Here is a 25,319-nt window from a genome sequence, read left to right as displayed (position 1 = left end):
TGTAAGATTAGTATTATTTTTTAATTAAATTTAGGTTTTTATAAATCATAGTAAAAGCCAAAAAAATGAAAGAAGATTTTCTTCATTATCTCTGGAGATTCAAGAAATTTGATACACTCAATTTAAGAACTACCCAACAAGAGCAAATTATAATCATTAAGACAGGAGATTATTTAGAACTTGCCGGACCTGATTTTTTTAATGCCCTAATAAAAATTGAAAATCAAAAATGGGCTGGAAATGTTGAAATTCACCTAAAATCATCTGATTGGTATGTTCATGGTCATGAAAATGATGTAGCCTATGAAAATGTAATTTTACATGTAGTTTGGGAACATGACACGGAAATATTTGGTAAAAACAACAGAAGAATTCCTGTTTTGATATTAAAAGATTACGTTTCTTTAGAAATTTTGTCCAACTATAATTCTTTAGTAACTCCTAAATCCTGGATATTTTGCGAAAAAAGTATTGGAGAGGTAAATGATTTTATATTTAAAAATTGGCAGGAAAGATTATTTTTTGACAGACTAGAACGAAAATCAAAATTTATTTATGATTTATTAGATGAAACAAATCAAGATTGGGAAGCAGTTCTGTTTTTATTGCTTGCAAAAAATTTTGGTTTAAATACGAATAGTAATGCTTTTTTGCAAATTGCGAAATCCATACCATTTCCTGTTATTAGAAAAGAAAGCTTAGAAATTGAAAATCTCGAAGCATTGTTTTTGGGTACCTCAGGTTTGCTCGATGATGAAAAAGAAGATGTCTATTTTACAGATTTAAAAATTAGGTATTATTATCTTTTAAATAAATATCAGTTAGAAAAACATCATGTAGATTCAGTACAATTTTTCAAACATCGTCCGGATAATTTTCCAACGATCAGGCTTTCCCAGTTGGCTAATTTATATCAGAAACATCAAAATTTATTTTCGAAAATAATAGTATTGAAATCGGTTAAAAGTGTTTATGATTTGTTGAGTGTCAGTGCTAGTTTATATTGGCAAAATCATTATCAGTTTGATAAAGAGAGCATAAAAAAGCCAAAATCTTTATCAAAATCTTTCTTAGATTTGATTATTATAAATACTATAATCCCCATTCAGTTCGCCTATTCGAATGTAATGGGACAATCAGTTTCTGAAGATTTAATTGCTTTTATGAATGAAGTTTCGCCTGAAAAAAATGCCATTATAAATAAGTTTGAAACTTTTGGAGTTTCTTGCAAAAATGCTTTTGAAACCCAAACCCTGTTAGAACTCAAAAATGAATACTGTAATCAAAAAGCCTGTTTAAGATGTGCTTTAGGAATGGAGTTGCTAAAGAATAATTAGAAAACATTCAATGAGATAATTTTGTATTTTTGCATTTCTTAACAAATACTAATGTCATTCCGAGCTAAGTCGAAGGATAAATCTAATGCATCATGTCAGCAATTTTAAAGCTTAAGTTTTTCTTTGAGAAATATGGATTTCATGTTTCATCACGCCTTGCAGATAAATTAGGAATGCGCGTAACAAGTGTAAGATTGTTTTTTATTTATATCTCATTTGTTACTGCCGGTTTAGGATTTGGAGTTTATCTGACATTAGCATTTTGGATTCGTCTAAAAGATTTAATTCGTGCGAAACGTACTTCAGTTTTTGATTTATAAATTAATATAGAATATAAAAATAAAAAAAGGATCATAAAGTTTTTAACTCTATGATCCTTTTTTTATTTAATATCTCTTAGAAAAATTATTTCCCGGGATTATTTAATTTACTGTTTTTCTTACCGTAAAGAAAATAGATTGCTATTCCTAATGCCATCCAAACTATAAGTCTTATCCAGCTTTCGTTAGGTAATGAATACATTAAAGCCAAGCAAATTACAATACCGGCAATAGGTACAAATGGTACTAAAGGAGTTCTGAAAGATCTTGGAGCATCTGGCATTCTCTTACGCATAACCATTACACCAATACAAACAAGTACAAAGGCTAATAATGTTCCAATGCTTACCATGTGTCCTAAATCACTTACCGGAACTAATCCAGCAAATAAACTTACAAATACTAAGAAGAAAAGGTTAGTTTTCCACGGAGTACGAAATTTAGAGTGAATAGAACTGAAGAATGGAGGTAGTAAACCATCTTTACTCATGGTATAAAATACACGGCTTTGACCCAAAAGCATTACTAATATTACAGAAGTATAACCCGCTAAAATAGCTACAATTAAACCAGTTTGTAAAAAGTCGTAACCTGTTTTTGCAAAAGCAGTTGCAGCAGGTTTAGCATCACCAGCAAATTCTTTATAATTAACAAGACCTGTCATTACGTGAGCAAAAAACACATATAATAAGGTACATATAATAAGCGATCCTAAAATACCAATTGGCATTCCTTTTTGAGGGTTTTTAGCTTCTTGTGCAGCTGTAGATACAGCATCAAAACCAATAAAGGCAAAGAATACAGTTCCGGCACCAGCAGCAATTCCTGACCATCCAAATTCACCAAAAACACCGGTGTTAGCCGGGATATAAGGTGTATAGTTTGATTGATCAATAAAACTCCATCCCAATACGATAAAAACAAGAACTACAGCAACTTTTACAACAACTAAAAAGTTATTTAAAGATGCAGATTCTTTTGTTCCTCTTATCAATAATAATGATAACATAGATACAATGAAGATTGCCGGTAAATTTACAATACCGCCTTCAATTACAGTTCCGTCGCTTAGTTTTAAAGTTTCCCAGGGCGAACATATAAATTCGTGCGGGAGATGAATTCCGTATTTATTTAGTAATTCTAGTAAGTATCGGGACCAACTTACACCAACAGTTGCGGCTCCTAATGCATATTCTAAAACTAAATCCCAACCAATAATCCAAGCCATAAATTCTCCCATTGTAGCATAAGAATAAGTATATGCACTACCCGCAACCGGAATCATAGAGGCGAATTCTGCATAACATAGTCCTGCAAAAGCACAACCAACTGCTGCTAAAATAAAAGAAAGAGTAACTGCAGGACCAGCGTGTTCTGCGGCAGCAATTCCTGTTAACGAGAATAATCCGGCTCCAATAATGGCTCCAACTCCAAGCGCAACAAGCGAGCGTGAAGACAGGGTCCTTTTTAAGCCTTTTTCAGATTCGGATGCTTCGTCAAGCAATACCGAAAGTGGTTTAGTTTTCCAAATTGACATACTATTATATTGGTTTATTGTTATTAAGCTCCAAATGTATCGTTTTTTGTAAAAAATAAAAACAATTATCTCTTTTTAAGTTATAAAATATTAAAATTTATGATAAAACAGGTGGTAATTATTCTTTAGAACCTGAGATTCATTAAATTAATTAAGCTTTAATAGTGAAATGTGTAATTTTTAAATTTATATTTTATTTAGTAATATTCTTGTTAAATTAATGTTTTTTCCTTTAATTTAGGCGTTTAATTAAAAATACAAAACGGTATAAAAAATGAATTTTAAAGGATTAATAAAAGATTTGAAGTTTACAAATCATCAACGTACAGGAATTTTTTTACTTTTTGCTATTATTATAGTGTTGCAGACAATTTATTTTTTCATTGATTTTAGTCTGCCTGAAAAATCTTTTCCTCAAAAAGAACAATGGTTGTCTTTGCAATCTGAAATTGATGCTGTGAAACTAGCTAAATCAAAAGAAAAACCTAAAGTGTATCTCTTTAACCCTAATTTTATTTCAGATTATAAAGGATATAAATTAGGAATGTCTATTCTGGAGATTGATCGTTTGTTAGCTTTTAGAAAAGAGAATAAATATGTAACTTCTGCAAAAGAATTTCAGGATGTAACAAGAATCTCAGATTCATTATTAAAGGTGATTTCGCCACTTTTTAAATTTCCGGATTGGATTCAGGATAAATCAAATTTTAAAACCAATAAAAAGGAGTTTGTTCAGAAACCATTTCTCAAAAAAGAAAAAATTGTAGTTTTAGATATTAATCAGGCAAGTCAGGAAGATTTAGTTAAAATATATGGTATTGGTGAAGCTTTGTCTTTACGGATATTAAAACAAAAAGCCATTTTAGGATGTTTTGTTTCTATGGAACAAATGGATGAAGTTTGGGGACTTTCGCCTGAAGTTATAAGTGAATTAAACACCCATTTTAAGGTAATAATACCAGCAGATTTAAAAAAAATATCTATAAATGAAGCCTCTTTAAAAGAATTATCTCAATTTTCATATTTCAGATATACCTTGGCAAAACAAATCGTAACATACAGAAGTATGAATGGAAATATTAATAATATTGAGGATTTATCAAAAATTAAAGGTTTTCCTGTTGATAAAGCAAAAATAATTAGTTTATATTTGGAGTTCTAAAAAATTAGCAAACAATGAACTTTGATTATAACGAAACGCAGTCAATGATTGCCCAATCTATAAAAGATTTCGCCGAAAAAAATATCAGACCAAACATCATGGAATGGGACGAGGCTCAAATTTTTCCAATTGACCTATTTAAAAAATTAGGTGAAATGGGATTTATGGGAGTTTTAGTTCCTGAAGAATACGGAGGATCAGGATTAGGGTATCATGAGTATATTACGGTTGTTGAGGAAATTTCAAAAGTAGATCCTTCAATTGGTCTTTCTGTTGCGGCTCACAATTCTTTATGTACAAATCATATTCTTACTTTTGGAAATGAAGAGCAAAAGAAAAAATGGTTGCCTAAACTTGCTACCGCTGAACATATTGGAGCTTGGGGATTAACAGAACATAATACAGGATCTGATGCTGGCGGAATGAATACAACAGCAGTAAAAGATGGTGATGAATGGATTGTAAACGGAGCTAAGAATTTTATCACACATGCTATCTCTGGAGATATCGCTGTGGTAATTGTGCGTACCGGAGAAAAAGGAGATTCTAAAGGAATGACAGCTTTTGTTTTTGAAAAAGGAATGAAAGGATTTACTTCAGGAAAAAAAGAAAATAAACTTGGAATGCGAGCCAGTGAAACCGCAGAGTTAGTTTTTGACGGCTGTCGTGTTCCTGATGCAAATAGGTTAGGAGAAGTAGGTCAGGGATTTGTTCAGGCTATGAAGATACTTGATGGAGGCCGTATTTCAATTGGAGCTTTGTCATTAGGAATTGCAAAAGGAGCCTATGAAGCTGCTCTTAAATACTCAAAAGAAAGACATCAGTTTGGGCAGCCTATTAGTAGTTTTCAGGGAATTTCGTTTAAACTAGCTGATATGGCAACAGAAATCGAAGCTTCAGAATTGTTACTTCATAAAGCTGCTTTCTTAAAGCAACAGCATAAACCGGTCACAACACTTGGGGCGATGGCTAAAATGTATGCTTCAGAAGCTTGTGTAAAAATTGCAAACGAAGCCGTTCAGGTTCATGGGGGCTATGGTTATACTAAAGATTTTCCGGTAGAGAAATTCTATCGTGATTCAAAACTATGTACGATAGGTGAAGGAACTACTGAGATTCAAAAGTTAGTTATTTCAAGAAATTTACTTAAGTAATATAATATAGGGTAGAATCATAATTTGGGCGTGCCCTAAAAAAAACAAAAAGCCATTCACTAAACGTTGAGTGGCTTTTTACTTTTTGGGGGTCGGGCTTTCCATTGCAATCTTTTATGTTCTTAAAGAAACAACATAAAAGGATTTCCATTGCAATCCCTCACGCGCTCAGCAGTAGTAAGAACTTAGTGAATTAGTAAGTTTTTTTAAATTAGTAATAATTAAATTTGTTATGAATGTTTTGTGAGGCTAAAGATGGTTTAAAGTCTGTTTTCTATATTCTTTTTTCTATACTCAAAAAAAAATCACAATTCATAACTCATAATTCATAATAAATATATACTTTTGCACCCTTAACGAGAGGAGGTGTCAATATTATGTTAATTATACCAATTAAAGACGGAGAAAATATCGATAGAGCATTAAAGCGCTATAAAAGAAAATTTGATAAAACAGGAACTGTTCGTCAATTAAGAGCACGTACTGCTTTTATTAAGCCTTCTGTTATCAAAAGAGCACAAATTCAAAAAGCTGCTTACATCCAAAACATGAGAGATGGTTTAGAGAGTTAGTATTAGCTTTTCAAAAATAATTACCGTTAGTTATCAAATCTTGATACTAACGGTTTTTTTATGCTTAATTTTGAGATAAGTAATATTCTTTGGTCGTCGGATATAAGTTTGTGTGAAATGAAAAAGTATATATTTTTATGAAATCAAATAAAGAAGCGTTTCGTGATTATCTTCAATTAGAGAAAAAATATTCTCCACATACCGTCAATGCTTATTTGAATGACATCTTGTGCTTTGAAGTATTTAATAAAAAACATTTTGAGCAGGAGAGTATAGAGCAGGTAAATTATAGTCAGATTAGGAATTGGATTGTTTCGCTTGTTGATCAAGATATTTCTAATGTTTCTGTGAATCGAAAAATGTCTTCCTTAAAAGCGTTTTACAGGTTTCTCTTAAAGACAAAGCAAATAGAGGTGAGTCCAATGTTAAAGCATAAAGCATTAAAAACACCTAAAATTGTTCAAATTCCATTTTCTGAAAAAGAATTAACAGATCTCATGCGTGAAGTTGGTAGTCCTGATGGGTTTGAAGGAGTGAGAGATAAGCTTATTGTGGATCTTTTTTATACAACCGGAATGCGTAGGGCAGAGCTGATACATCTGATGAAGTATAATGTTGATTTGTCTAATAATGTTATTAAAGTTTTAGGTAAGAGAAATAAAGAGCGTATAATTCCTGTTTTGCCAATAATTGTTGGGCAGTTTAATTTGTATTTGCAGGAAAGGGCTTCTGTTGAAAATATAGTTGACGAGGATTATTTTTTTATTTCGAAAAAAGGGTTAAAATTGAGCGAATCTTTTGTGTATCGATTAATAAATTCATACTTTAGTAAAGTCTCTGAAAAAGTAAAAAAGAGTCCGCATGTGCTTCGGCATACTTTTGCTACTCACTTATTAAATAACGGAGCAGATTTAAATTCAGTAAAAGAATTATTAGGACATTCAAGTTTGGCATCTACGCAGGTCTATACTCATAATAGTTTGGCAGAACTTAAAAAAGTTTATGGAGATGCGCATCCAAGGAATAAGTAATGATTCTAAAATGTTTATTAACCCTAAAATTTGTATTATGAAGGTAGATGTTCATGCAGTTAACTTTACTGTTGACAGAAAGTTGGTGGATTTTATTCAGGAAAGAATGGATAAATTAGAAAAATATTACGATCGAGTTGTTTCGGCTGACATTTTTTTAAAAGTCGAACGAACCAGTGATAAGGAGAATAAGGCAGTAGAGATTAAGATTAATGTTCCTGGAGATGAGTTTTTGGTTAAAAAGCAATGCAAGACATTTGAAGAGGCAGTCGAACTTTCGGCAGAATCTTTAGAACGTGTATTAGTAAAAAGGAAAGAAAAAATAAGAGCACACATATAATTGAAAATTTTTTTAAAAAAATGTTTTGATTCAAAGATAAAATAGCTACATTTGCAGTCCGTTAGAAATAGCGGACTTTTTTATTGATATTGCCAGCGTAGCTCAGTTGGCTAGAGCAGCTGATTTGTAATCAGCAGGTCGTGGGTTCGAGTCCCTCCGCCGGCTCAAAATATTTCAAATGCGATTTGAAATTTGTTCATGCAATTATTGATAAAAAAAGGGGAGATACTCAAGCGGCCAACGAGGGCAGACTGTAAATCTGCTGTGTGAACTTCGCAGGTTCGAATCCTGCTCTCCCCACAAAACGAATTTTTAGATTATGTTTTTCGGATTTTGGATAAATAAAACAAAATGCTGAATTAGACTCTTAAATCAAGGATTCTGCCGGTGTAGCTCAGGGGTAGAGTGCTTCCTTGGTAAGGAAGAGGTCTCGGGTTCAATTCCCGACATTGGCTCAAGTAAGTAGGAAATTGAAATTAATATATAACTAAGATTAAAAATTAAGTAAAATGGCAAAGGAGAATTTTAATCGTTCCAAACCGCACTTAAACATAGGTACAATTGGACACGTGGATCACGGAAAAACTACATTAACTGCAGCAATTACAAAAGTATTGTCTGATGCTGGTTACTGTCAAGCAAAATCGTTTGATCAAATCGATAACGCTCCAGAGGAGAAAGAAAGAGGTATTACTATTAATACATCACACGTAGAGTATGAAACAGCTAACCGTCACTACGCTCACGTTGACTGTCCAGGTCACGCGGATTACGTAAAGAACATGGTTACTGGAGCAGCTCAAATGGACGGAGCTATCTTAGTAGTTGCTGCTACAGATGGTCCAATGCCACAAACTCGTGAGCACATCCTTTTAGGTCGTCAGGTAGGTATTCCAAGAATCGTTGTTTTCATGAACAAAGTGGATATGGTTGATGATGCTGAATTGTTAGAGCTTGTTGAGATGGAAATCAGAGATTTATTATCTTTCTACGAATATGATGGAGATAATGGTCCTGTAGTTCAAGGTTCTGCTTTAGGAGGATTGAATAATGATCCTGCTTGGGTACCAAAAATCATTGAATTAATGGAAGCTGTTGATGCTTGGATCGAAGAGCCAGTGCGTGACGTAGCTAAACCATTCTTGATGCCGGTTGAAGATGTATTTACAATTACTGGTCGTGGAACTGTTGCTACAGGTCGTATCGAAACAGGTATTGCTAATACAGGAGATCCAGTTGAAATCATTGGTATGGGAGCTGATAAATTAACTTCTACTATTACAGGAGTTGAGATGTTCCGTAAAATCCTTGATAGAGGTGAAGCTGGAGATAACGTAGGTTTATTGTTAAGAGGTATTGATAAAGAATCTATCAAAAGAGGAATGGTTATCATTAAGCCAGGATCAGTAAAACCACACGCTACTTTCAAAGCTGAGGTTTATATCTTGAAAAAAGAAGAAGGTGGACGTCATACTCCGTTCCATAATAACTACCGTCCACAGTTCTACGTACGTACAACTGACGTAACAGGAGTTATTACTTTACCAGAAGGAGTAGAGATGGTAATGCCAGGAGATAACTTGACTATCAATGTTGCTTTATTAAGCCCAATCGCAATGAGCGTAGGTTTACGTTTTGCTATCCGTGAAGGTGGTAGAACTGTAGGTGCAGGTCAGGTAACTGAAATCGTAGGATAATCCTATAAAAATTATAAAAGCCAGTTGATTCTTAACTGATATCACTGGCTTTAATTACGGGCGTAGTTCAAGGGTAGAATAGCGGTCTCCAAAACCGTTGATGGGGGTTCGAATCCCTCCGCCCGTGCAATAAAAAATATATCAAATGACAAAAGTTACGAATTATTTATCAGAGGCTTTCGAAGAGTTAAAGTCAAATGTTACTTGGCCTGCTTGGGCTGAGGTTCAAAAATTGACAATTGTTGTGGCTGTATTTTCGGTTTTATTCGCCTTGGCAACATGGGGAGTAGACGAATTTTTTGCAAAAGCTTTAGCTGGATTTTTTAACTGGTTAAAAGGATAATTTTTTTGTGATGGCAGATAATAATGTGAAAAAATGGTATGTGGTTAGAGCTGTAAGCGGACAAGAGAATAAAGTCAAAGCTTACATCGAAACTGAGATTGCCAGATTAGGTATGGGTGATTATGTTTCCCAAGTTTTAGTGCCTACAGAAAAAGTAGTTACTGTAAAAGAAGGAAAGAAAATGTCTAAGGATAAAGTTTATTTCCCTGGATATGTTATGATCGAAGCCAATTTAGTTGGTGAGATACCTCATATTATTAAGTCTATTACTAGTGTAATTGGATTTTTAGGTGAGATCAAAGGTGGAGAACCTGTTCCTTTGAGACTTTCTGAAGTAAATAGAATGTTAGGTAAAGTAGATGAGTTGGCTGTAAATACAGATACTCGTGCTATTCCTTTCAACTTAGGAGAAACAGTTAAAGTGATCGATGGTCCTTTTAACGGATTTAACGGTACAGTTGAAAAAATCAATGAAGAAAAGCGTAAACTAGAGGTAATGGTGAAAATTTTCGGAAGAAAAACTCCATTAGAATTGAGTTTTATGCAAGTTGAAAAAGTATAATTTTTGTTACATCTATAATAACCACTGTAATCGCTTCCAATGATTATGGTGTTAAATTTTTTAAAAAATGGCTAAAGAAATTAGTAAGGTAGTTAAACTACAAGTTAAGGGAGGTGCTGCGAATCCGTCGCCACCGGTTGGACCTGCTTTAGGAGCTGCTGGGGTTAATATCATGGAGTTCTGTAAGCAATTCAATGCTAGAACACAAGATAAACCTGGCAAAATATGCCCAGTACAAATTACTGTGTATAAAGACAAATCATTTGATTTTGTTGTTAAGACTCCTCCAGCTGCTGTCCAATTATTGGAAGCTGCAAAGCTAAAGTCTGGATCAGGTGAACCAAATCGTAAAAAAGTAGCAAGTGTTACTTGGGACGTTATCAAAGCTATTGCTGAAGATAAAATGGTAGATCTAAATGCATTCACAATCGAATCTGCAATGAGCATGATCGCTGGAACTGCTAGATCTATGGGTATAACTGTATCAGGAGATGCTCCTTTTTAATTAAGAGAAAGAAATGGCAAAATTAACAAAAAAGCAAAAAGAGGCTGCTTCAAAAATTGAAAAGAACAAACTATACTCTTTAAAAGATGCAGCTGCATTAATTAAAGTTATAGCTTCTGCAAAATTTGATGAGTCTGTTGATATCGCAGTTCGTTTGGGTGTAGATCCAAGAAAAGCGAATCAAATGGTTAGAGGTGTAGTTACATTACCTCACGGAACAGGTAAAGACGTTAAAGTATTAGCATTGGTTACTCCAGATAAAGAAGCGGAAGCTAAAGAAGCTGGAGCTGATTATGTAGGTCTTGACGATTATTTACAAAAAATTAAAGATGGTTGGACAGATGTTGATGTTATCATCACTATGCCAGCTGTTATGGGTAAATTAGGTCCATTAGGTCGTATTTTAGGACCTAGAGGTTTAATGCCAAACCCTAAAACAGGTACTGTAACTATGGATGTTGCAAAAGCTGTTCAAGAGGTGAAAGCTGGTAAAATTGACTTTAAAGTTGATAAAACTGGTATCGTACATGCAGGAATTGGTAAAGTTTCTTTTGGAGCTGAGCAAATTTATGACAATGCACACGAAATTATTCAAACATTAATCAAACTTAAACCAACTGCTGCTAAAGGTACCTACATTAAAGGTATTCACCTTACAAGCACTATGAGTCCTGCAATTGCATTGGACCCTAAAGCAGTATAATTGGTAGTTAATAATTTTTAGTATGACTAGAGAAGAAAAATCAATCGCGATTGAAGATTTAACTGCACAGTTAGCTGGTACAAATATTATTTATGTATCTGATATTTCTGGATTAAACGCAGAAACAACTTCAAACTTGAGAAGAGCTTGCTTTAAAGCAGGTATTAAATTAGAGGTTGTAAAAAATACTTTGCTTGCAAAAGCAATGGAAGCTTCTGCTAATGACTATGGTGATTTACCTTCAGTATTGACTGGTAATAGTGCTATATTTATTTCAGATGTTGCAAATGCACCTGGAAAAATAATTAAAGATTTTAGAAAAAAATCGGCTAAACCTGTATTAAAAGGAGCTTATATTAATTCTGAAATTTATATTGGAGATGATCAATTAGATGCATTAGCAACTATCAAATCTAAAGAAGAACTTCTTGGAGAACTTATTGGATTATTGCAATCACCAGCACAAAGAATTATTTCTGCTTTACAAAACAAATTCGCTGGTAGCGAAGAAGAAGCTGAAGCATAATAATTCGTACGAGGAATTGAATTTCCTTGTAGCTTAATTAGCGCACAATAAATAAATTATATTTTACAAATCATTTTAAACGATAGAAAAAATGGCAGATTTGAAACAATTCGCAGAACAATTAGTTAACTTAACAGTTAAAGAAGTTAACGAATTAGCAACAATATTAAAAGACGAGTATGGTATCGAGCCTGCTGCTGCAGCTGTAGTAGTTGCTGCTGGTGGTGGAGAAGGTGCTGCTGAAGAAGCACAAACTGAATTTACAGTTGTATTAAAAGAAGCTGGAGCTTCTAAATTAGCAGTTGTAAAATTAGTAAAAGAACTTACAGGTTTAGGTCTTAAAGAAGCTAAAGATGTAGTTGACGGTGCTCCAAGTAACGTTAAAGAAGGTGTTTCTAAAGAAGAGGCGGAAGGTCTTAAAAAATCATTAGAAGAAGCTGGAGCTGTAGTTGAGCTTAAATAATTCAACTCAGTTTTAAGAACTAGGTTTAGGTCTTGAGTGAACGCTCAATGGCCTAAACCATTTTTCGTATAATAAAATATATCAAGTTTTATTATCAAATAGTTTAAAATACGAAAAAGTTTTTGATCAATACGAAGAAAAAAAATTGAACTAATTTTACTGGTTTATTTTTAAAGATGTATTGATTATAATAAGAAAGTATAGATTAAACAGTGTGTGTTTACACAAAAAATTACTTTTTTTTAATCAAAATTTTGTCCATTGATGATAACAAATCAGACTGAAAGATTGAATTTTGCCTCTACAAAAAATATTCCTGACTATCCAGATTTCTTAGATGTTCAGGTTAAATCTTTTAAAGATTTTTTTCAATTAGAAACTAAATCTGATGAAAGAGGCAACGAAGGGTTATACAACACCTTCATGGAAAACTTCCCAATTACAGATACAAGAAATAACTTTGTATTGGAGTTCCTAGATTATTTTGTAGATCCGCCACGTTATACAATTCAAGAATGTATAGAGAGAGGTCTTACTTATAGTGTGCCTTTAAAAGCCAGGTTAAAACTATACTGTACAGATCCAGAACACGAAGATTTTGAAACTATTGTACAAGATGTTTATCTTGGAACAATACCTTATATGACTCCAAGCGGTACTTTTGTTATCAATGGTGCTGAGCGTGTAGTAGTATCTCAACTACACCGTTCTCCTGGGGTTTTCTTTGGTCAATCATTCCACGCAAATGGAACAAAACTTTATTCTGCCAGAGTAATTCCTTTTAAAGGATCCTGGATAGAATTTTCTACAGATATCAACAGCGTAATGTATGCTTATATCGATAGAAAGAAAAAATTACCGGTTACAACTTTATTCCGTGCTATTGGATTCGAAAGAGATAAGGATATCCTTGAAATTTTCGACCTTGCTGAGGAAATTAAAGTTTCTAAAACAGGTATTAAAAAATATATTGGAAGAAGACTTGCTGCACGTGTATTGAACACTTGGCACGAGGATTTCGTTGATGAAGATACCGGTGAGGTAGTTTCTATCGAACGTAACGAAATTATCCTTGATCGTGACACTATTATCGACAAAGATAATGTTGAAGAAATCATTGATTCTAACGTTAAATCTATTTTGTTACATAAAGAGGATAATAATCAAGCAGATTATGCTATTATCCACAATACATTACAAAAAGATCCAACAAACTCTGAAAAAGAAGCTGTTGAGCATATCTACAGACAATTGCGTAATGCAGAACCGCCTGATGAAGAAACTGCTCGTGGTATTATAGATAAATTGTTCTTCTCTGATCAACGTTATAACTTAGGTGAAGTTGGTCGTTACAGAATGAACAAAAAACTTGGTTTAGATATCCCAATGGAAAAGCAAGTGCTTACCAAAGAAGATATCATTACCATTGTAAAATATTTGATCGAATTGATCAACTCTAAAGCAGAGATTGATGATATTGATCACTTATCAAACCGTCGTGTTAGAACAGTTGGGGAACAATTGTCTCAACAATTCGGTGTTGGTTTAGCACGTATGGCGAGAACTATTCGTGAGAGAATGAACGTTAGAGATAACGAGGTGTTTACACCAATCGATTTGATTAATGCTAAAACATTATCATCGGTTATCAACTCTTTCTTTGGTACGAACCAGTTATCTCAATTTATGGATCAAACGAATCCATTAGCTGAGATTACACACAAAAGAAGACTTTCTGCCCTTGGACCTGGTGGACTTTCGAGAGAAAGAGCCGGATTTGAGGTTCGTGACGTTCACTATACACACTATGGTCGTTTATGTCCGATTGAAACTCCAGAGGGACCAAACATTGGTTTGATTTCATCTCTTGGTGTTTATGCAAAAGTTAACGGAATGGGTTTCATTGAAACTCCTTACCGTAAAGTAACAGATGGTGTAGTTGATTTAGAAAGTACTCCTATCTATTTAAGTGCTGAAGAAGAAGAAGGAAAGATGATTGCTCAGGCAAACATTGAAATGGATGAGACTGGTAAAATCACGGCGACTAATGTTATTGCTCGTGAGGAAGGTGACTTCCCGGTTGTTGAACCTTCTGCAGTACATTATACAGACGTTGCTCCTAACCAGATTGCTTCGATTTCGGCTTCATTGATTCCTTTCCTGGAACATGATGATGCGAATAGAGCCTTGATGGGATCTAACATGATGCGTCAGGCGGTTCCTTTGATCCGTCCGGAAGCACCAATTGTAGGTACAGGTTTAGAGCGTCAGGTAGCTTCAGATTCCAGAGTATTAATTAATGCTGAAGGAGATGGAACTGTAGAATATGTTGATGCAAACATCATTACTATCAAATACGACCGTACTGAAGAAGAAAGAATGGTAAGTTTTGATGCTGATGAAAAAACATACAACTTAATTAAATTTAGAAAAACCAATCAGGGAACAAGTATTAACCTGAAACCAATCGTAAGAAAAGGGGACAGAGTAATTCTTGGTCAGGTATTATCAGAAGGATATGCTACTCAAAATGGTGAATTAGCTTTAGGTAGAAACTTAAAAGTTGCGTTCATGCCATGGAAAGGGTATAACTTTGAGGATGCAATTGTAATTTCTGAAAAAGTAGTTCGTGATGATATTTTTACTTCTATCCACGTTGATGATTATTCATTAGAGGTTAGAGATACTAAGTTAGGTAATGAAGAGTTAACAAACGATATTCCTAACGTTTCTGAAGAAGCTACTAAAGATTTAGATGAAAACGGTATGATCAGAATTGGAGCAGAGGTTAAACCTGGCGACATTTTGATCGGAAAAATTACACCAAAAGGAGAATCAGATCCTACTCCTGAAGAGAAATTGCTTCGTGCAATCTTCGGGGATAAAGCAGGAGATGTAAAAGATGCTTCATTAAAAGCGTCTCCATCCTTACACGGTGTAGTTCTTGATAAAAAATTATTTGCAAGAGCCGTAAAAGATAAACGTAAACGTACTCAGGATAAAGATGCTTTAGGCGCTTTAGAAATGGAATTCGAAACTAAATTTGTTGAATTAAAAGACAGGTTAGTTGAGAAATTATTCCTTATCGTTAACGGAAAAACATCTCAGGGTGTAATGAATGATTTGGGTGAAGAAGTTTTACCAAAAGGTAAAAAATATACTCAAAAAATGCTTTACGCAGTAGAAGATTTTGCTCACTTAAGCAAAGGTCAATGGGTTGCTGATGACGCTACTAATAAAATGGTTAATGATTTAATTCATAACTATAAAATTAAGCTGAACGACTTACAAGGATCTTTAAGAAGAGAAAAATTCACTATTACAGTTGGAGATGAATTACCATCTGGAATCTTGAAATTAGCGAAAATTTATATCGCTAAAAAACGTAAACTGAAAGTAGGGGATAAAATGGCAGGACGTCACGGTAACAAAGGTATTGTTGCAAGAATCGTTCGTCATGAAGATATGCCTTTCCTTGAAGACGGAACACCGGTTGATATCGTATTGAATCCACTTGGGGTACCTTCACGTATGAATATTGGTCAGATTTATGAGACTGTTCTTGGATGGGCTGGTCAAAATTTAGGTAGAAAATTTGCTACTCCAATTTTTGATGGTGCTTCTTTAGATCAAATCAATGCCTTGACTGATGAAGCTGGAGTACCACGTTTTGGACATACACACCTTTATGATGGTGGTACTGGAGAGCGTTTCCATCAAGCAGCAACTGTGGGTGTAATTTACATGCTTAAATTAGGACACATGGTTGATGATAAGATGCACGCACGTTCTATTGGTCCATACTCGTTGATTACTCAACAACCACTTGGAGGTAAAGCTCAATTTGGAGGTCAGCGTTTTGGAGAGATGGAGGTTTGGGCACTTGAAGCTTATGGAGCATCAAGTACGCTACGTGAGATCTTAACAGTTAAATCGGATGACGTTATTGGTAGAGCTAAAACTTACGAAGCTATCGTTAAGGGAGAGTCTATGCCAGAACCAGGATTACCAGAATCATTCAATGTATTAATGCATGAATTGAAAGGTCTTGGACTTGACATTCGTTTAGAAGAATAAATAAAGTTTTCAGTTACAGTCTCAGTATTCAGTTCACACTGAAAGCTGAGACTGAAGCTGTTTATGAAAATAAAAGTTTTTAGGATTTATACCCGTAACCCGTTCCGATTTTTTATTTAAACCTGAAAAGTTTTATAATTAGCACTTCAAAATTTAGTTTGAAGTTTAGAGAAGTAATCCGAGGTAGCGACTTATAATTTAGTCTTTTTAATAAGATGGGTTATAAGTTAAAATCAATTTTTAATTGCAGATAAATCAATAGTAAAAACTATGATGAATAATAGAAACAATAATAAGGATAAAAATCCAGTTAAAAGATTTAATAAAATCTCAATTGGATTGGCTTCACCTGAATCTATCTTGAAAGAATCAAGAGGAGAGGTTTTGAAACCAGAAACTATCAACTACAGAACTCACAAACCAGAACGTGACGGACTTTTCTGTGAAAGAATCTTCGGACCTGTTAAGGATTTTGAGTGTGCTTGTGGTAAATATAAAAGAATTCGTTACAAAGGTATCATTTGCGACCGTTGTGGTGTTGAAGTTACTGAGAAAAAAGTACGTCGTGACAGAGTAGGACACATCAACCTTGTTGTGCCAATTGCTCATATCTGGTACTTCCGTTCTCTTCCAAACAAAATTGGTTATATCCTTGGTCTTCCATCTAAGAAATTAGATATGATTATTTACTACGAAAGATATGTAGTAATTCAAGCTGGTATTGCTAAAAATGCAGATGGAGAATCATTACAAAGATTAGATTTCTTAACTGAAGAAGAATATTTAAATATTTTAGATACTCTTCCGCAGGAAAATCAATATTTAGATGATATGGATCCTAATAAATTTGTTGCCAAAATGGGAGCAGAGTGTATTATGGATTTATTAGCTCGTATCGACTTAGATGAGTTGTCTTACCAATTGAGACACAGTGCTAATAACGAAACATCTAAACAACGAAAAACTGAAGCTTTAAAAAGATTACAAGTTGTTGAGTCTTTCCGTGAGTCTAACTTAAACCGCGAAAACCGTCCTGAGTGGATGATTATGAAAGTGGTTCCTGTTATTCCACCAGAATTACGTCCGCTTGTGCCACTTGATGGAGGTCGTTTTGCAACTTCAGATTTAAATGACTTATACCGTCGTGTAATTATCCGTAACAACCGTTTGAAAAGATTAATGGAGATTAAAGCTCCAGAAGTTATCTTAAGAAACGAAAAACGTATGTTACAGGAATCTGTAGATTCATTGTTTGACAACACGCGTAAAGCTTCTGCTGTTAAGACAGAATCAAACAGACCATTAAAATCATTATCTGATTCCTTAAAAGGTAAGCAAGGACGTTTCCGTCAAAACTTACTTGGAAAACGTGTGGATTATTCTGCTCGTTCGGTAATTGTTGTTGGTCCTGAATTAAAATTATTTGAATGTGGATTGCCAAAAGATATGGCATCTGAGTTATACAAACCTTTTGTTATCCGTAAATTGATCGAAAGAGGTATTGTTAAAACAGTAAAATCTGCTAAGAAAATCATAGACAAAAAAGAGCCTGTAGTTTGGGATATCCTTGAAAATGTAATTAAAGGTCACCCAGTATTACTTAACCGTGCTCCTACGTTACACAGACTTGGTATTCAAGCTTTCCAGCCAAAATTAATTGAAGGAAAAGCGATCCAATTGCACCCATTAGTATGTACGGCTTTCAACGCCGATTTTGATGGGGATCAGATGGCAGTTCACTTGCCATTAGGACCAGAGGCTATTTTAGAGGCACAATTATTAATGTTGGCTTCTCACAATATCTTGAACCCTGCAAATGGTGCTCCAATTACTGTACCTTCTCAGGATATGGTCTTGGGTCTATATTATATGACCAAAGAACGTATCTCTACGCCAGAACACATAATTTTAGGTCAAGACTTAACTTTCTATTCTGCTGAAGAAGTAAATATTGCATTAAACGAAGGAAGATTAGAATTGAATGCTCGTGTGAAAATTAGAGCAAAAGATTTTAATGAAGCTGGAGAATTAGTGTACAAAATTATCCAAACAACTGCAGGTCGTGTATTATTTAACGAAGTAGTACCTGAAGCAGCCGGATATATCAATGATGTATTGACTAAGAAAAACCTTAGAGATATTATTGGACACATTTTGAGTGTGACTAATGTACCTACTACTGCTGCTTTCTTGGACAATATGAAAGACATGGGGTATAAATTCGCATTTAGAGGAGGTTTGTCATTCTCTCTTGGTGATATTAGAATTCCAGAACAAAAAACAAAATTAATTGCAGATGCCAGAGAGCAAGTTGAAGGTATTTCTGTGAATTATAACATGGGTCTTATTACCAATAACGAGCGTTACAATCAAGTTATTGACGTATGGACTTCAGCAAATGCTCAGTTAACAGAATTAGCAATGAAAAATATTAGAGAAGACCAACAAGGTTTCAACTCTGTATATATGATGCTTGACTCTGGGGCGAGGGGTTCTAAGGAACAGATTCGTCAGTTAACAGGTATGCGTGGTTTGATGGCTAAGCCTAAAAAATCTACTGCCGGTGGTGGTGAGATTATTGAAAACCCGATTCTTTCTAACTTTAAGGAAGGACTTTCGATCCTTGAGTACTTTATTTCTACTCACGGTGCTCGTAAAGGACTTGCGGATACGGCTCTTAAAACTGCCGATGCCGGATACTTAACAAGAAGACTTCATGACGTATCACAAGATGTTATTGTAAACATCGAAGATTGTGGTACTCTTAGAGGTGTTGAAGTTTCTGCTTTGAAGAAAAATGAGGAAATTGTTGAATCTTTAGGAGAAAGAATTTTAGGACGTGTTGCATTGCAAGATGTTATTAATCCTCTTACTAATGAAGTATTAGTTCAATCAGGTCATCAAATTACTGAAGCAATCATGAGAGTTATTGAAGCTTCTCCGATTGAAAGAGTAGAAGTTAGATCTCCATTAACTTGTGAGGCTTTAAAAGGTATTTGTGCTAAATGTTACGGTAGAAACTTAGCTACTGGTAAGATGACACAAAGAGGTGAAGCAGTAGGAGTTATTGCAGCTCAGTCTATTGGAGAGCCAGGTACACAGTTAACACTTCGTACGTTCCACGTTGGAGGGGTTGCAGGAGGTATTTCTGAAGAATCTAGTATTGTTACAAGATTCAACGGTAGACTTGAGATTGAAGATTTAAAAACTGTAAAAGGTGAAGATAATGAAGGTAATGCGGTAGATATCGTAGTATCACGTTCAACTGAATTAAAATTAGTTGATGAGAAAACCGGAATTGTCTTAAATACACACAATATTCCTTACGGATCTAGTATTTTCGTTAAGGATGGTGAAGTAGTTACTAAAGGATCTGTGATCTGTAAGTGGGATCCATATAATGGTGTAATTGTTTCTGAATTTACTGGTAAGATTGCTTACGAGGATTTAGAGCAAGGACAATCGTTCATGGTTGAAATCGATGAGCAAACAGGATTCCAGGAAAAAGTAATTTCTGAAGCAAGAAATAAAAAATTAATTCCAACTTTATTGGTTTACGGTAAAGAAGGTGAATTAATTCGTTCGTATAACTTACCAGTAGGAGCCCACCTTATGGTTGAGAACGGAGAGAAAATTAAAGCAGGTAAAGTATTAGTAAAAATCCCACGTCGTTCTTCTAAAGCAGGCGATATCACGGGAGGTTTACCAAGAATTACTGAGTTGCTTGAGGCTCGTAACCCTTCTAACCCAGCGGTTGTTTCTGAAATTGACGGTGTTGTATCTTTTGGAAAAATCAAAAGAGGTAACCGTGAAATTGTTATCGAATCTAAATTTGGTGAGATTAAAAAGTATTTAGTTAAACTTTCAAGCCAAATCTTAGTACAGGAAAATGACTTCGTAAGAGCAGGAGTGCCATTGTCTGACGGTGCAATTACACCAGATGACATCTTAAGAATTCAAGGACCAGCTGCTGTTCAACAGTACTTGGTAAATGAAATTCAAGAGGTATACCGTTTACAAGGGGTAAAAATTAATGACAAGCACTTTGAGGTAGTTATTCGTCAAATGATGCGTAAAGTAAGAGTTCAGGATCCAGGAGATACATTATTCTTAGAAGATCAATTAATTCACACTAAAGACTTTATCGTTCAAAATGATAAATTATACGGTATGAAAGTAGTTGAAGATTCAGGAGATTCTGCTGTATTAAAACCAGGTCAGATTATTTCTCCTCGTGATTTACGTGATGAAAACTCATTGTTGAAACGAAATGATAAAAATCTTGTTGTAGCAAGAGACGTAATTACTGCAACTGCAACGCCAGTTTTACAAGGTATTACAAGAGCTTCGTTACAAACTAAATCATTCATCTCTGCTGCTTCCTTCCAGGAAACAACAAAAGTACTTAACGAAGCTGCTGTAGCTGGTAAAGTAGATGATTTAGAAGGATTGAAAGAAAATGTAATCGTTGGACACAGAATTCCTGCTGGAACTGGTATGAGAGAATATGATAACACTATCGTAGGATCTAAAGACGATTATAATGAAATGATGGCTAATAAAGAAGAATATATCTATTAATTAGGAAACTATGAGTAATCCGAAACAACAACAAGAGCAAATTAATATTGAGCTAGACGAAACAATTGCAGAAGGAATTTATTCTAATCTTGCAATAATCAACCACTCATCATCAGAGTTTGTTTTAGATTTTGTGAGCATTATGCCGGGTATTCCTAAAGCCAAGGTAAAGTCAAGAATTGTCTTGACACCACAACATGCTAAAAGATTATTAAAAGCAATTGGAGAAAATATTCATCGTTTTGAAGCCGCTCATGGCGAAATCAAAGAGACAGAACAAGCACCAATACCGCTTAATTTTGGTCCTACAGGACAAGCATAAATTATTAAAGTCCCATTTTTTAAATGGGACTTTTTTATTTTAAAGAGAATTTTTCTTATTGACCTTTAAATAATGTATTTCAACTGATTTAGTTTTACTTTCATCGACTATATTTCTCGTTTGCGATTTATTATTCTAATATTGGTATCTCCTAATATAAAGGAGAGATTTTTGGAATAAAATAACTTACAAGGTTGGTTAATTCAAATTAAAAAAAAGCGCTAATATCGAAGTTAGCGCTTTTTTTATAGCATTTAAAAAACATTAGAATTTATCGATTTGCTGTGTATTATTTTTAAAATTATTTAGTGATAGAATTTATTTTTTCTTTGTAAAACTTATTTTACATCTTTAAAAAAATATGATTTTTTTCAAAAATTTAATTTTATTATTATAGAATAACAAAGTCATATTTTAAAATTCTTAATTGGGAATTTTAGTTTTTAATTGATTGTGTATTAGTTTAATAGATGTTATTAATTGCATAGATGATTTGGTTAACATTATATTCAGGCATCTAAAAAGGTGATTTTATCCTACATATCTTTTTTTGATGACAAGTTATGAACTTATGTATTTAGATGTTAATAGGTTATATTTACTTTGTTAAATGTGTTAATATTTGTTTTTATTTTTCAATAATTATTATAAATGGGAAAAAACTTAAAGTTTTCTATTCTATTATTGTTTTCTGGATTGGCGCTTAATTTTGCCAATACTCATCTTTCGATTTTAGTCGTTTGTTTTAGCATTGTTCCTTTATTTGTTTTACTAAATGAAAGCTCAAAAAAACGATCAATCTTTAATGGTTTTCTCTTTGGTTTTGGAATTGGATTGGGCATGTTCTTCTGGATGATAAAGGGAATTAATCATTATACAGGAAATGGATTTATTTATGGAAGCTTTGTTTATCTTATTAGTAGTATTTTTTTAGGACTTTATTTTTCTTTAGTTTCCTGGATCATTGCAAATATTTATATAAAAAATACTAAACCAAACAAATCATTATTTTTAAATAGGTTGTGTATAGCAGCATTATGGACAGTTTTAGAATCTGTTTTAGCATTTGCATTGCAATACTTTCCTTTGCATTATTTCAGAATAGGTTTTCCTTTTGTTACAAATATTTATTTTATTCAGCTAACTAGTATTGGTGGCTTAGCCTTATTAAGTTTTTTAACGGTCTTAATAAATCTTTTTGTAGCGGAACTTTATTTGCAAAAAAAGCAACTGTATCTAATATATACAGGCTCTGTTTTATTCTTAATGTTTGTAATAGGAAGCCTTTGTTTTTATAGTTACACGCCAATAGCAGCTGGAAAATCATTTAAAATTGCCATCGTCTCTGATAACACCAATCCTGAAATAAAATGGAATAGTGAAAATGGAAATGCTTTTGCTAACAAATATTTTCAATTATGCAAGGATGCTTCGAAACTTGGTCCTGATTTTATTATTTGGCCGGAGACAGCATTGCCCTGGACTTATTCTAGTGAAGATGATCTTTTAAAAGAAATTGTAAGAATAAGCAACGCCAAGGACATTACTCACGTCATTGGTATTAATAATGAAAACAGTGAGGATAAAAAACTCTTTAATTCTGTTTTTTATATTGATAAATACAACAAGGTAAATGGAATTTACAACAAACAAATTTTGCTAAAAGGTATTGAGGAACCTTTGGGTAATTTTTTGATTCCTTTTTTGAGTCAGGAAGGTTTTGTTTTGTCAAGAGGTAAGAATCAAGTGCCAATTCAAACGAAATTTGGGAAAGCTGGAAATTTAATCTGCAATGAAGTTGTTTCTGAAAATTGTGGCTCAGAACAAGTAAGAAGTGGTGCTAATTTTTTATTTAATTTTAGTAATGATGGTTGGTTTAAAGATAATTACATTTCAGATCTTCATTTTTATTACGCCCGATTACAAGCAGTAGAAAACCGTAAAGATATTGCTGTTGCTAATAATTGTGGTATTAATGCTATTATAAATAGTGATGGAACAATTGTTTCAGAAAAAAAAGACACAAGAAGTACATTGGTTTTTGGGTCTATTCATCCCAACGCTAATTTATCATTATTTACGAAGTATCCTTTATTATTTAATATACTTCTCATCATTTTTGTATTCATTTATTTAACATATTTAAAACCTAAAACTATAAGAGCAGACACACATGAAGAATTAAAAAAATAACAAATAATTAATTTAAATAAATTTAATATGAATAAAACTTTACTCTTTACATTACTGCTTGCTAATTTCTTTTTTGCGAATGCAAATACAAGAATTTCAGCTTATCGTTGGCGAAATAATAATGGTAGTGAAACTACAGCTACCTGGAAAGCGCCACTTAATACTGCTATACAAATCAATAACTTTGACGCTTTAAGAATTAGAATAGCTGCAGAAGAGTATTCTACTGGTACTTCGGGCACAGTAGGGATAAGCTCGAAGATTGAATTTTCTGAGAATAACGGAAACAGCTGGCAAAGCATTTTAATTTCGAATTCTCCATTTGTTTTCGAAATTAATCCTGATTTACCTCATGAAACAGCAACTACACAGCAAATTTCTACAGCAAGTCCTGGTATGTTTGTCCCAGGTTTATTTTTAAGCGCAGATTCAAGTAGCATGATAACCTTAGCTACTGGTCAAAATAAATTTACTGAGCAGGAATTTTCTTTAAAGCCTACTGCATTCATTAAAATAGGCACAACCTATACTTTTAGAATTGCTAATGTTCCTAACGCATTAAATATTCCTACGCTTACAAGTACTGTGGGTATATGTACAACTCCTGCAGCCACAGTAGCTTCAACTCAAAAATTAAATATAAATACAAAAGTTTCTGATCTGGCAGCAACTGGAACTGACATAAAATGGTATGCTGACGCTGTTGGGGGCACTCCATTAGCTGTTACTACTCCTTTATCAACAGGTTTATATTATGTTTCACAAACTTTATCTTGCGAAAGCTTACGTACTGAAGTACAGGTAAATGTTGTTGATCTTAATGGTACTTCCTTAGAGTTTCAAGGAGGTTATGTAGAACTTCCTAATAATATGCCTGCAACGTATACCAAAGAAGCCTGGATAAAAATAAATGATTTTTCACCGGTAAATAATATTATTTCAGGTGGCGGTGTAGAAGGCGAGCATGCAATTTATCTACCTGGCGGTGTATTATCTTCAGGACATAATGGACAATGGGATGCAGTAGAAGATAGTGAAACATTAAATGCAGATACCTGGTATCATGTTGCTGTAACTTATGATTTAGCTACTTCTACAATGATATTGTATAAAAATGGCGTTGCTATTTCTGAAAATAATAACGTACCTGCCTTTATAGGAAATGTTGTTAGGATTGGGGCATTTGACCAGGGCGGAAATCTATTTAGTGGTGTAATGGATGAAGTTCGTATTTGGAATAAAGTTTTAACACAGACTGAAATCCAGAACAATATGAATTGCGAATTATCAGGTGCTCAACCTGGATTGATAAATTATTATAAATTCAATCATGGAGTTGAAGGAGCAGATAATTCAGCAGTTGCAACCTTGACAGATTCAAGTGGAAATGGAAATGATGGTATATTAACAGATTTTGATTTATCAGCAAACACTTCTAACTGGATAACGGGTTCAATTATTCAAACGGGTAATACTTGCACAACACTTGGTTTAGATGATCATAATTTAGATGGGATTTCTAGTTTAAAAGTATATCCTAATCCATCTAGCAGTGCATTTTTTATCAATAGCGATACTAATGGTACAGCTGTTTTATTTGATATATTAGGAAAAACGATTCAAACACAAAAAGTGAATGTTGGAACGACTACATTAAATTTAGGAAACACTCCAAACGGAATTTATTTACTAAAGATAACGAATGAAAACAATCAGTCAAAAACGGTTAAACTGATTAAAAATTAAATTTAATTATTTTGAATTTAAAAAAATAGAAATTTAAAAACAGCAAACAGAATGATTTAAAAGTCATTTTGTTTGCTGTTTATTTTATGAAGACGATTTATCTAAACAAAAATGCCAACTTAAAAGCTGGCATTTTTTATTAAAATAT

At 33.6% G+C, this 25,319-nt stretch carries 20 protein-coding genes and 4 tRNA genes; 23 read left to right on the top strand and 1 reads right to left on the bottom strand.

Annotated features, from left to right (window positions below; translation table 11 throughout):
• The first annotated feature begins 65 nt into the window (after nt 1–65).
• Together BXU01_RS17645 and BXU01_RS17640 are read left to right on the top strand one after the other, a co-directional pair.
• Nucleotides 66–1,337: a DUF2851 family protein gene (locus BXU01_RS17645; RefSeq protein WP_083694389.1), complete on the top strand. Its 1,272-nt coding sequence runs from the start codon at nt 66–68 to the stop codon at nt 1,335–1,337.
• Nucleotides 1,338–1,429: 92 nt separating this feature from the next.
• Nucleotides 1,430–1,657, top strand: a complete 228-nt coding sequence (locus BXU01_RS17640) for a PspC family transcriptional regulator (RefSeq protein ID WP_007810860.1) — start codon at nt 1,430–1,432, stop codon at nt 1,655–1,657.
• 85 nt (nt 1,658–1,742) lie between these two features.
• Here the strand turns inward: BXU01_RS17640 and BXU01_RS17635 are convergent, their stop codons facing one another.
• On the bottom strand, nt 1,743–3,194 hold the full coding sequence (locus BXU01_RS17635; RefSeq protein WP_083694388.1) for an amino acid permease: 1,452 nt from the start codon (nt 3,192–3,194) through the stop codon (nt 1,743–1,745).
• Nucleotides 3,195–3,468: 274 nt separating this feature from the next.
• On the opposite strand from BXU01_RS17635, the gene BXU01_RS17630 reads away from it, so the two are divergent.
• The 21 genes from BXU01_RS17630 (at nt 3,469) to BXU01_RS17530 (ending at nt 25,171) form a co-directional block, all read left to right on the top strand.
• The gene (locus BXU01_RS17630) at nt 3,469–4,356 is read left to right on the top strand and encodes a helix-hairpin-helix domain-containing protein (protein WP_083694387.1); all 888 of its coding nucleotides are present in this window, start codon (nt 3,469–3,471) and stop codon (nt 4,354–4,356) included.
• A gap of 14 nt (nt 4,357–4,370) precedes the next feature.
• Nucleotides 4,371–5,510 carry an acyl-CoA dehydrogenase family protein gene (locus BXU01_RS17625; protein ID WP_083694386.1) on the top strand — a complete coding sequence of 380 codons (1,140 nt, stop codon included), beginning with the start codon at nt 4,371–4,373 and terminating at the stop codon, nt 5,508–5,510.
• 377 nt (nt 5,511–5,887) lie between these two features.
• Nucleotides 5,888–6,082, top strand: a complete 195-nt coding sequence (gene rpsU, locus BXU01_RS17620; protein ID WP_026985791.1) for a 30S ribosomal protein S21 — start codon at nt 5,888–5,890, stop codon at nt 6,080–6,082.
• Between the two features lie 137 nt (nt 6,083–6,219).
• Nucleotides 6,220–7,113, top strand: a complete 894-nt coding sequence (locus BXU01_RS17615) for a tyrosine-type recombinase/integrase (RefSeq protein ID WP_083694385.1) — start codon at nt 6,220–6,222, stop codon at nt 7,111–7,113.
• 37 nt (nt 7,114–7,150) lie between these two features.
• Nucleotides 7,151–7,453, top strand: coding sequence for a ribosome hibernation-promoting factor, HPF/YfiA family (hpf, locus tag BXU01_RS17610; RefSeq protein WP_055095163.1), 303 nt, complete (start codon nt 7,151–7,153; stop codon nt 7,451–7,453).
• Between the two features lie 91 nt (nt 7,454–7,544).
• A tRNA-Thr gene (locus BXU01_RS17605) sits at nt 7,545–7,618 on the top strand.
• A gap of 54 nt (nt 7,619–7,672) precedes the next feature.
• A tRNA-Tyr gene (locus BXU01_RS17600) sits at nt 7,673–7,753 on the top strand.
• Nucleotides 7,754–7,836: 83 nt separating this feature from the next.
• Nucleotides 7,837–7,908: transfer RNA gene (locus tag BXU01_RS17595), tRNA-Thr, on the top strand.
• A gap of 54 nt (nt 7,909–7,962) precedes the next feature.
• Nucleotides 7,963–9,150 (top strand): elongation factor Tu, encoded by a 1,188-nt coding sequence (gene tuf, locus BXU01_RS17590; protein WP_031456758.1) that lies wholly within the window; start codon nt 7,963–7,965, stop codon nt 9,148–9,150.
• A gap of 56 nt (nt 9,151–9,206) precedes the next feature.
• Nucleotides 9,207–9,277: transfer RNA gene (locus tag BXU01_RS17585), tRNA-Trp, on the top strand.
• Nucleotides 9,278–9,295: 18 nt separating this feature from the next.
• Nucleotides 9,296–9,493: a preprotein translocase subunit SecE gene (secE, locus tag BXU01_RS17580; protein WP_041517377.1), complete on the top strand. Its 198-nt coding sequence runs from the start codon at nt 9,296–9,298 to the stop codon at nt 9,491–9,493.
• A 10-nt stretch (nt 9,494–9,503) separates the two neighbouring features.
• Nucleotides 9,504–10,055, top strand: coding sequence for a transcription termination/antitermination protein NusG (gene nusG / locus BXU01_RS17575; RefSeq protein ID WP_029273444.1), 552 nt, complete (start codon nt 9,504–9,506; stop codon nt 10,053–10,055).
• Between the two features lie 67 nt (nt 10,056–10,122).
• The gene (gene rplK, locus BXU01_RS17570) at nt 10,123–10,560 is read left to right on the top strand and encodes a 50S ribosomal protein L11 (RefSeq protein ID WP_007807442.1); all 438 of its coding nucleotides are present in this window, start codon (nt 10,123–10,125) and stop codon (nt 10,558–10,560) included.
• A 13-nt stretch (nt 10,561–10,573) separates the two neighbouring features.
• On the top strand, nt 10,574–11,263 hold the full coding sequence (gene rplA / locus BXU01_RS17565) for a 50S ribosomal protein L1 (RefSeq protein WP_055094620.1): 690 nt from the start codon (nt 10,574–10,576) through the stop codon (nt 11,261–11,263).
• Nucleotides 11,264–11,285: 22 nt separating this feature from the next.
• Nucleotides 11,286–11,789, top strand: a complete 504-nt coding sequence (gene rplJ / locus BXU01_RS17560; protein WP_026985794.1) for a 50S ribosomal protein L10 — start codon at nt 11,286–11,288, stop codon at nt 11,787–11,789.
• A gap of 91 nt (nt 11,790–11,880) precedes the next feature.
• Nucleotides 11,881–12,252 (top strand): 50S ribosomal protein L7/L12, encoded by a 372-nt coding sequence (gene rplL / locus BXU01_RS17555; protein WP_007807437.1) that lies wholly within the window; start codon nt 11,881–11,883, stop codon nt 12,250–12,252.
• 264 nt (nt 12,253–12,516) lie between these two features.
• Nucleotides 12,517–16,329 carry a DNA-directed RNA polymerase subunit beta gene (gene rpoB / locus BXU01_RS17550; RefSeq protein WP_083694384.1) on the top strand — a complete coding sequence of 1,271 codons (3,813 nt, stop codon included), beginning with the start codon at nt 12,517–12,519 and terminating at the stop codon, nt 16,327–16,329.
• A 270-nt stretch (nt 16,330–16,599) separates the two neighbouring features.
• Nucleotides 16,600–20,910 (top strand): DNA-directed RNA polymerase subunit beta', encoded by a 4,311-nt coding sequence (gene rpoC, locus BXU01_RS17545; protein ID WP_083694383.1) that lies wholly within the window; start codon nt 16,600–16,602, stop codon nt 20,908–20,910.
• Between the two features lie 10 nt (nt 20,911–20,920).
• The gene (locus tag BXU01_RS17540) at nt 20,921–21,232 is read left to right on the top strand and encodes a DUF3467 domain-containing protein (protein ID WP_055094614.1); all 312 of its coding nucleotides are present in this window, start codon (nt 20,921–20,923) and stop codon (nt 21,230–21,232) included.
• Between the two features lie 651 nt (nt 21,233–21,883).
• On the top strand, nt 21,884–23,425 hold the full coding sequence (gene lnt / locus BXU01_RS17535) for an apolipoprotein N-acyltransferase (RefSeq protein ID WP_083694382.1): 1,542 nt from the start codon (nt 21,884–21,886) through the stop codon (nt 23,423–23,425).
• A gap of 27 nt (nt 23,426–23,452) precedes the next feature.
• Entirely contained in the window at nt 23,453–25,171 is a 1,719-nt protein-coding gene (locus tag BXU01_RS17530) for a LamG-like jellyroll fold domain-containing protein (RefSeq protein WP_083694381.1), read from the top strand.
• Nucleotides 25,172–25,319: the final 148 nt, after the last annotated feature.

Source organism: [Flexibacter] sp. ATCC 35103, from assembly GCF_001975985.1.
Taxonomy (GTDB): Bacteria; Bacteroidota; Bacteroidia; order Flavobacteriales; family Flavobacteriaceae; genus Flavobacterium.
The sequence above is the reverse complement of the archived record's forward strand: the minus strand, read 5'-3'. Positions and strand labels throughout refer to the sequence as shown.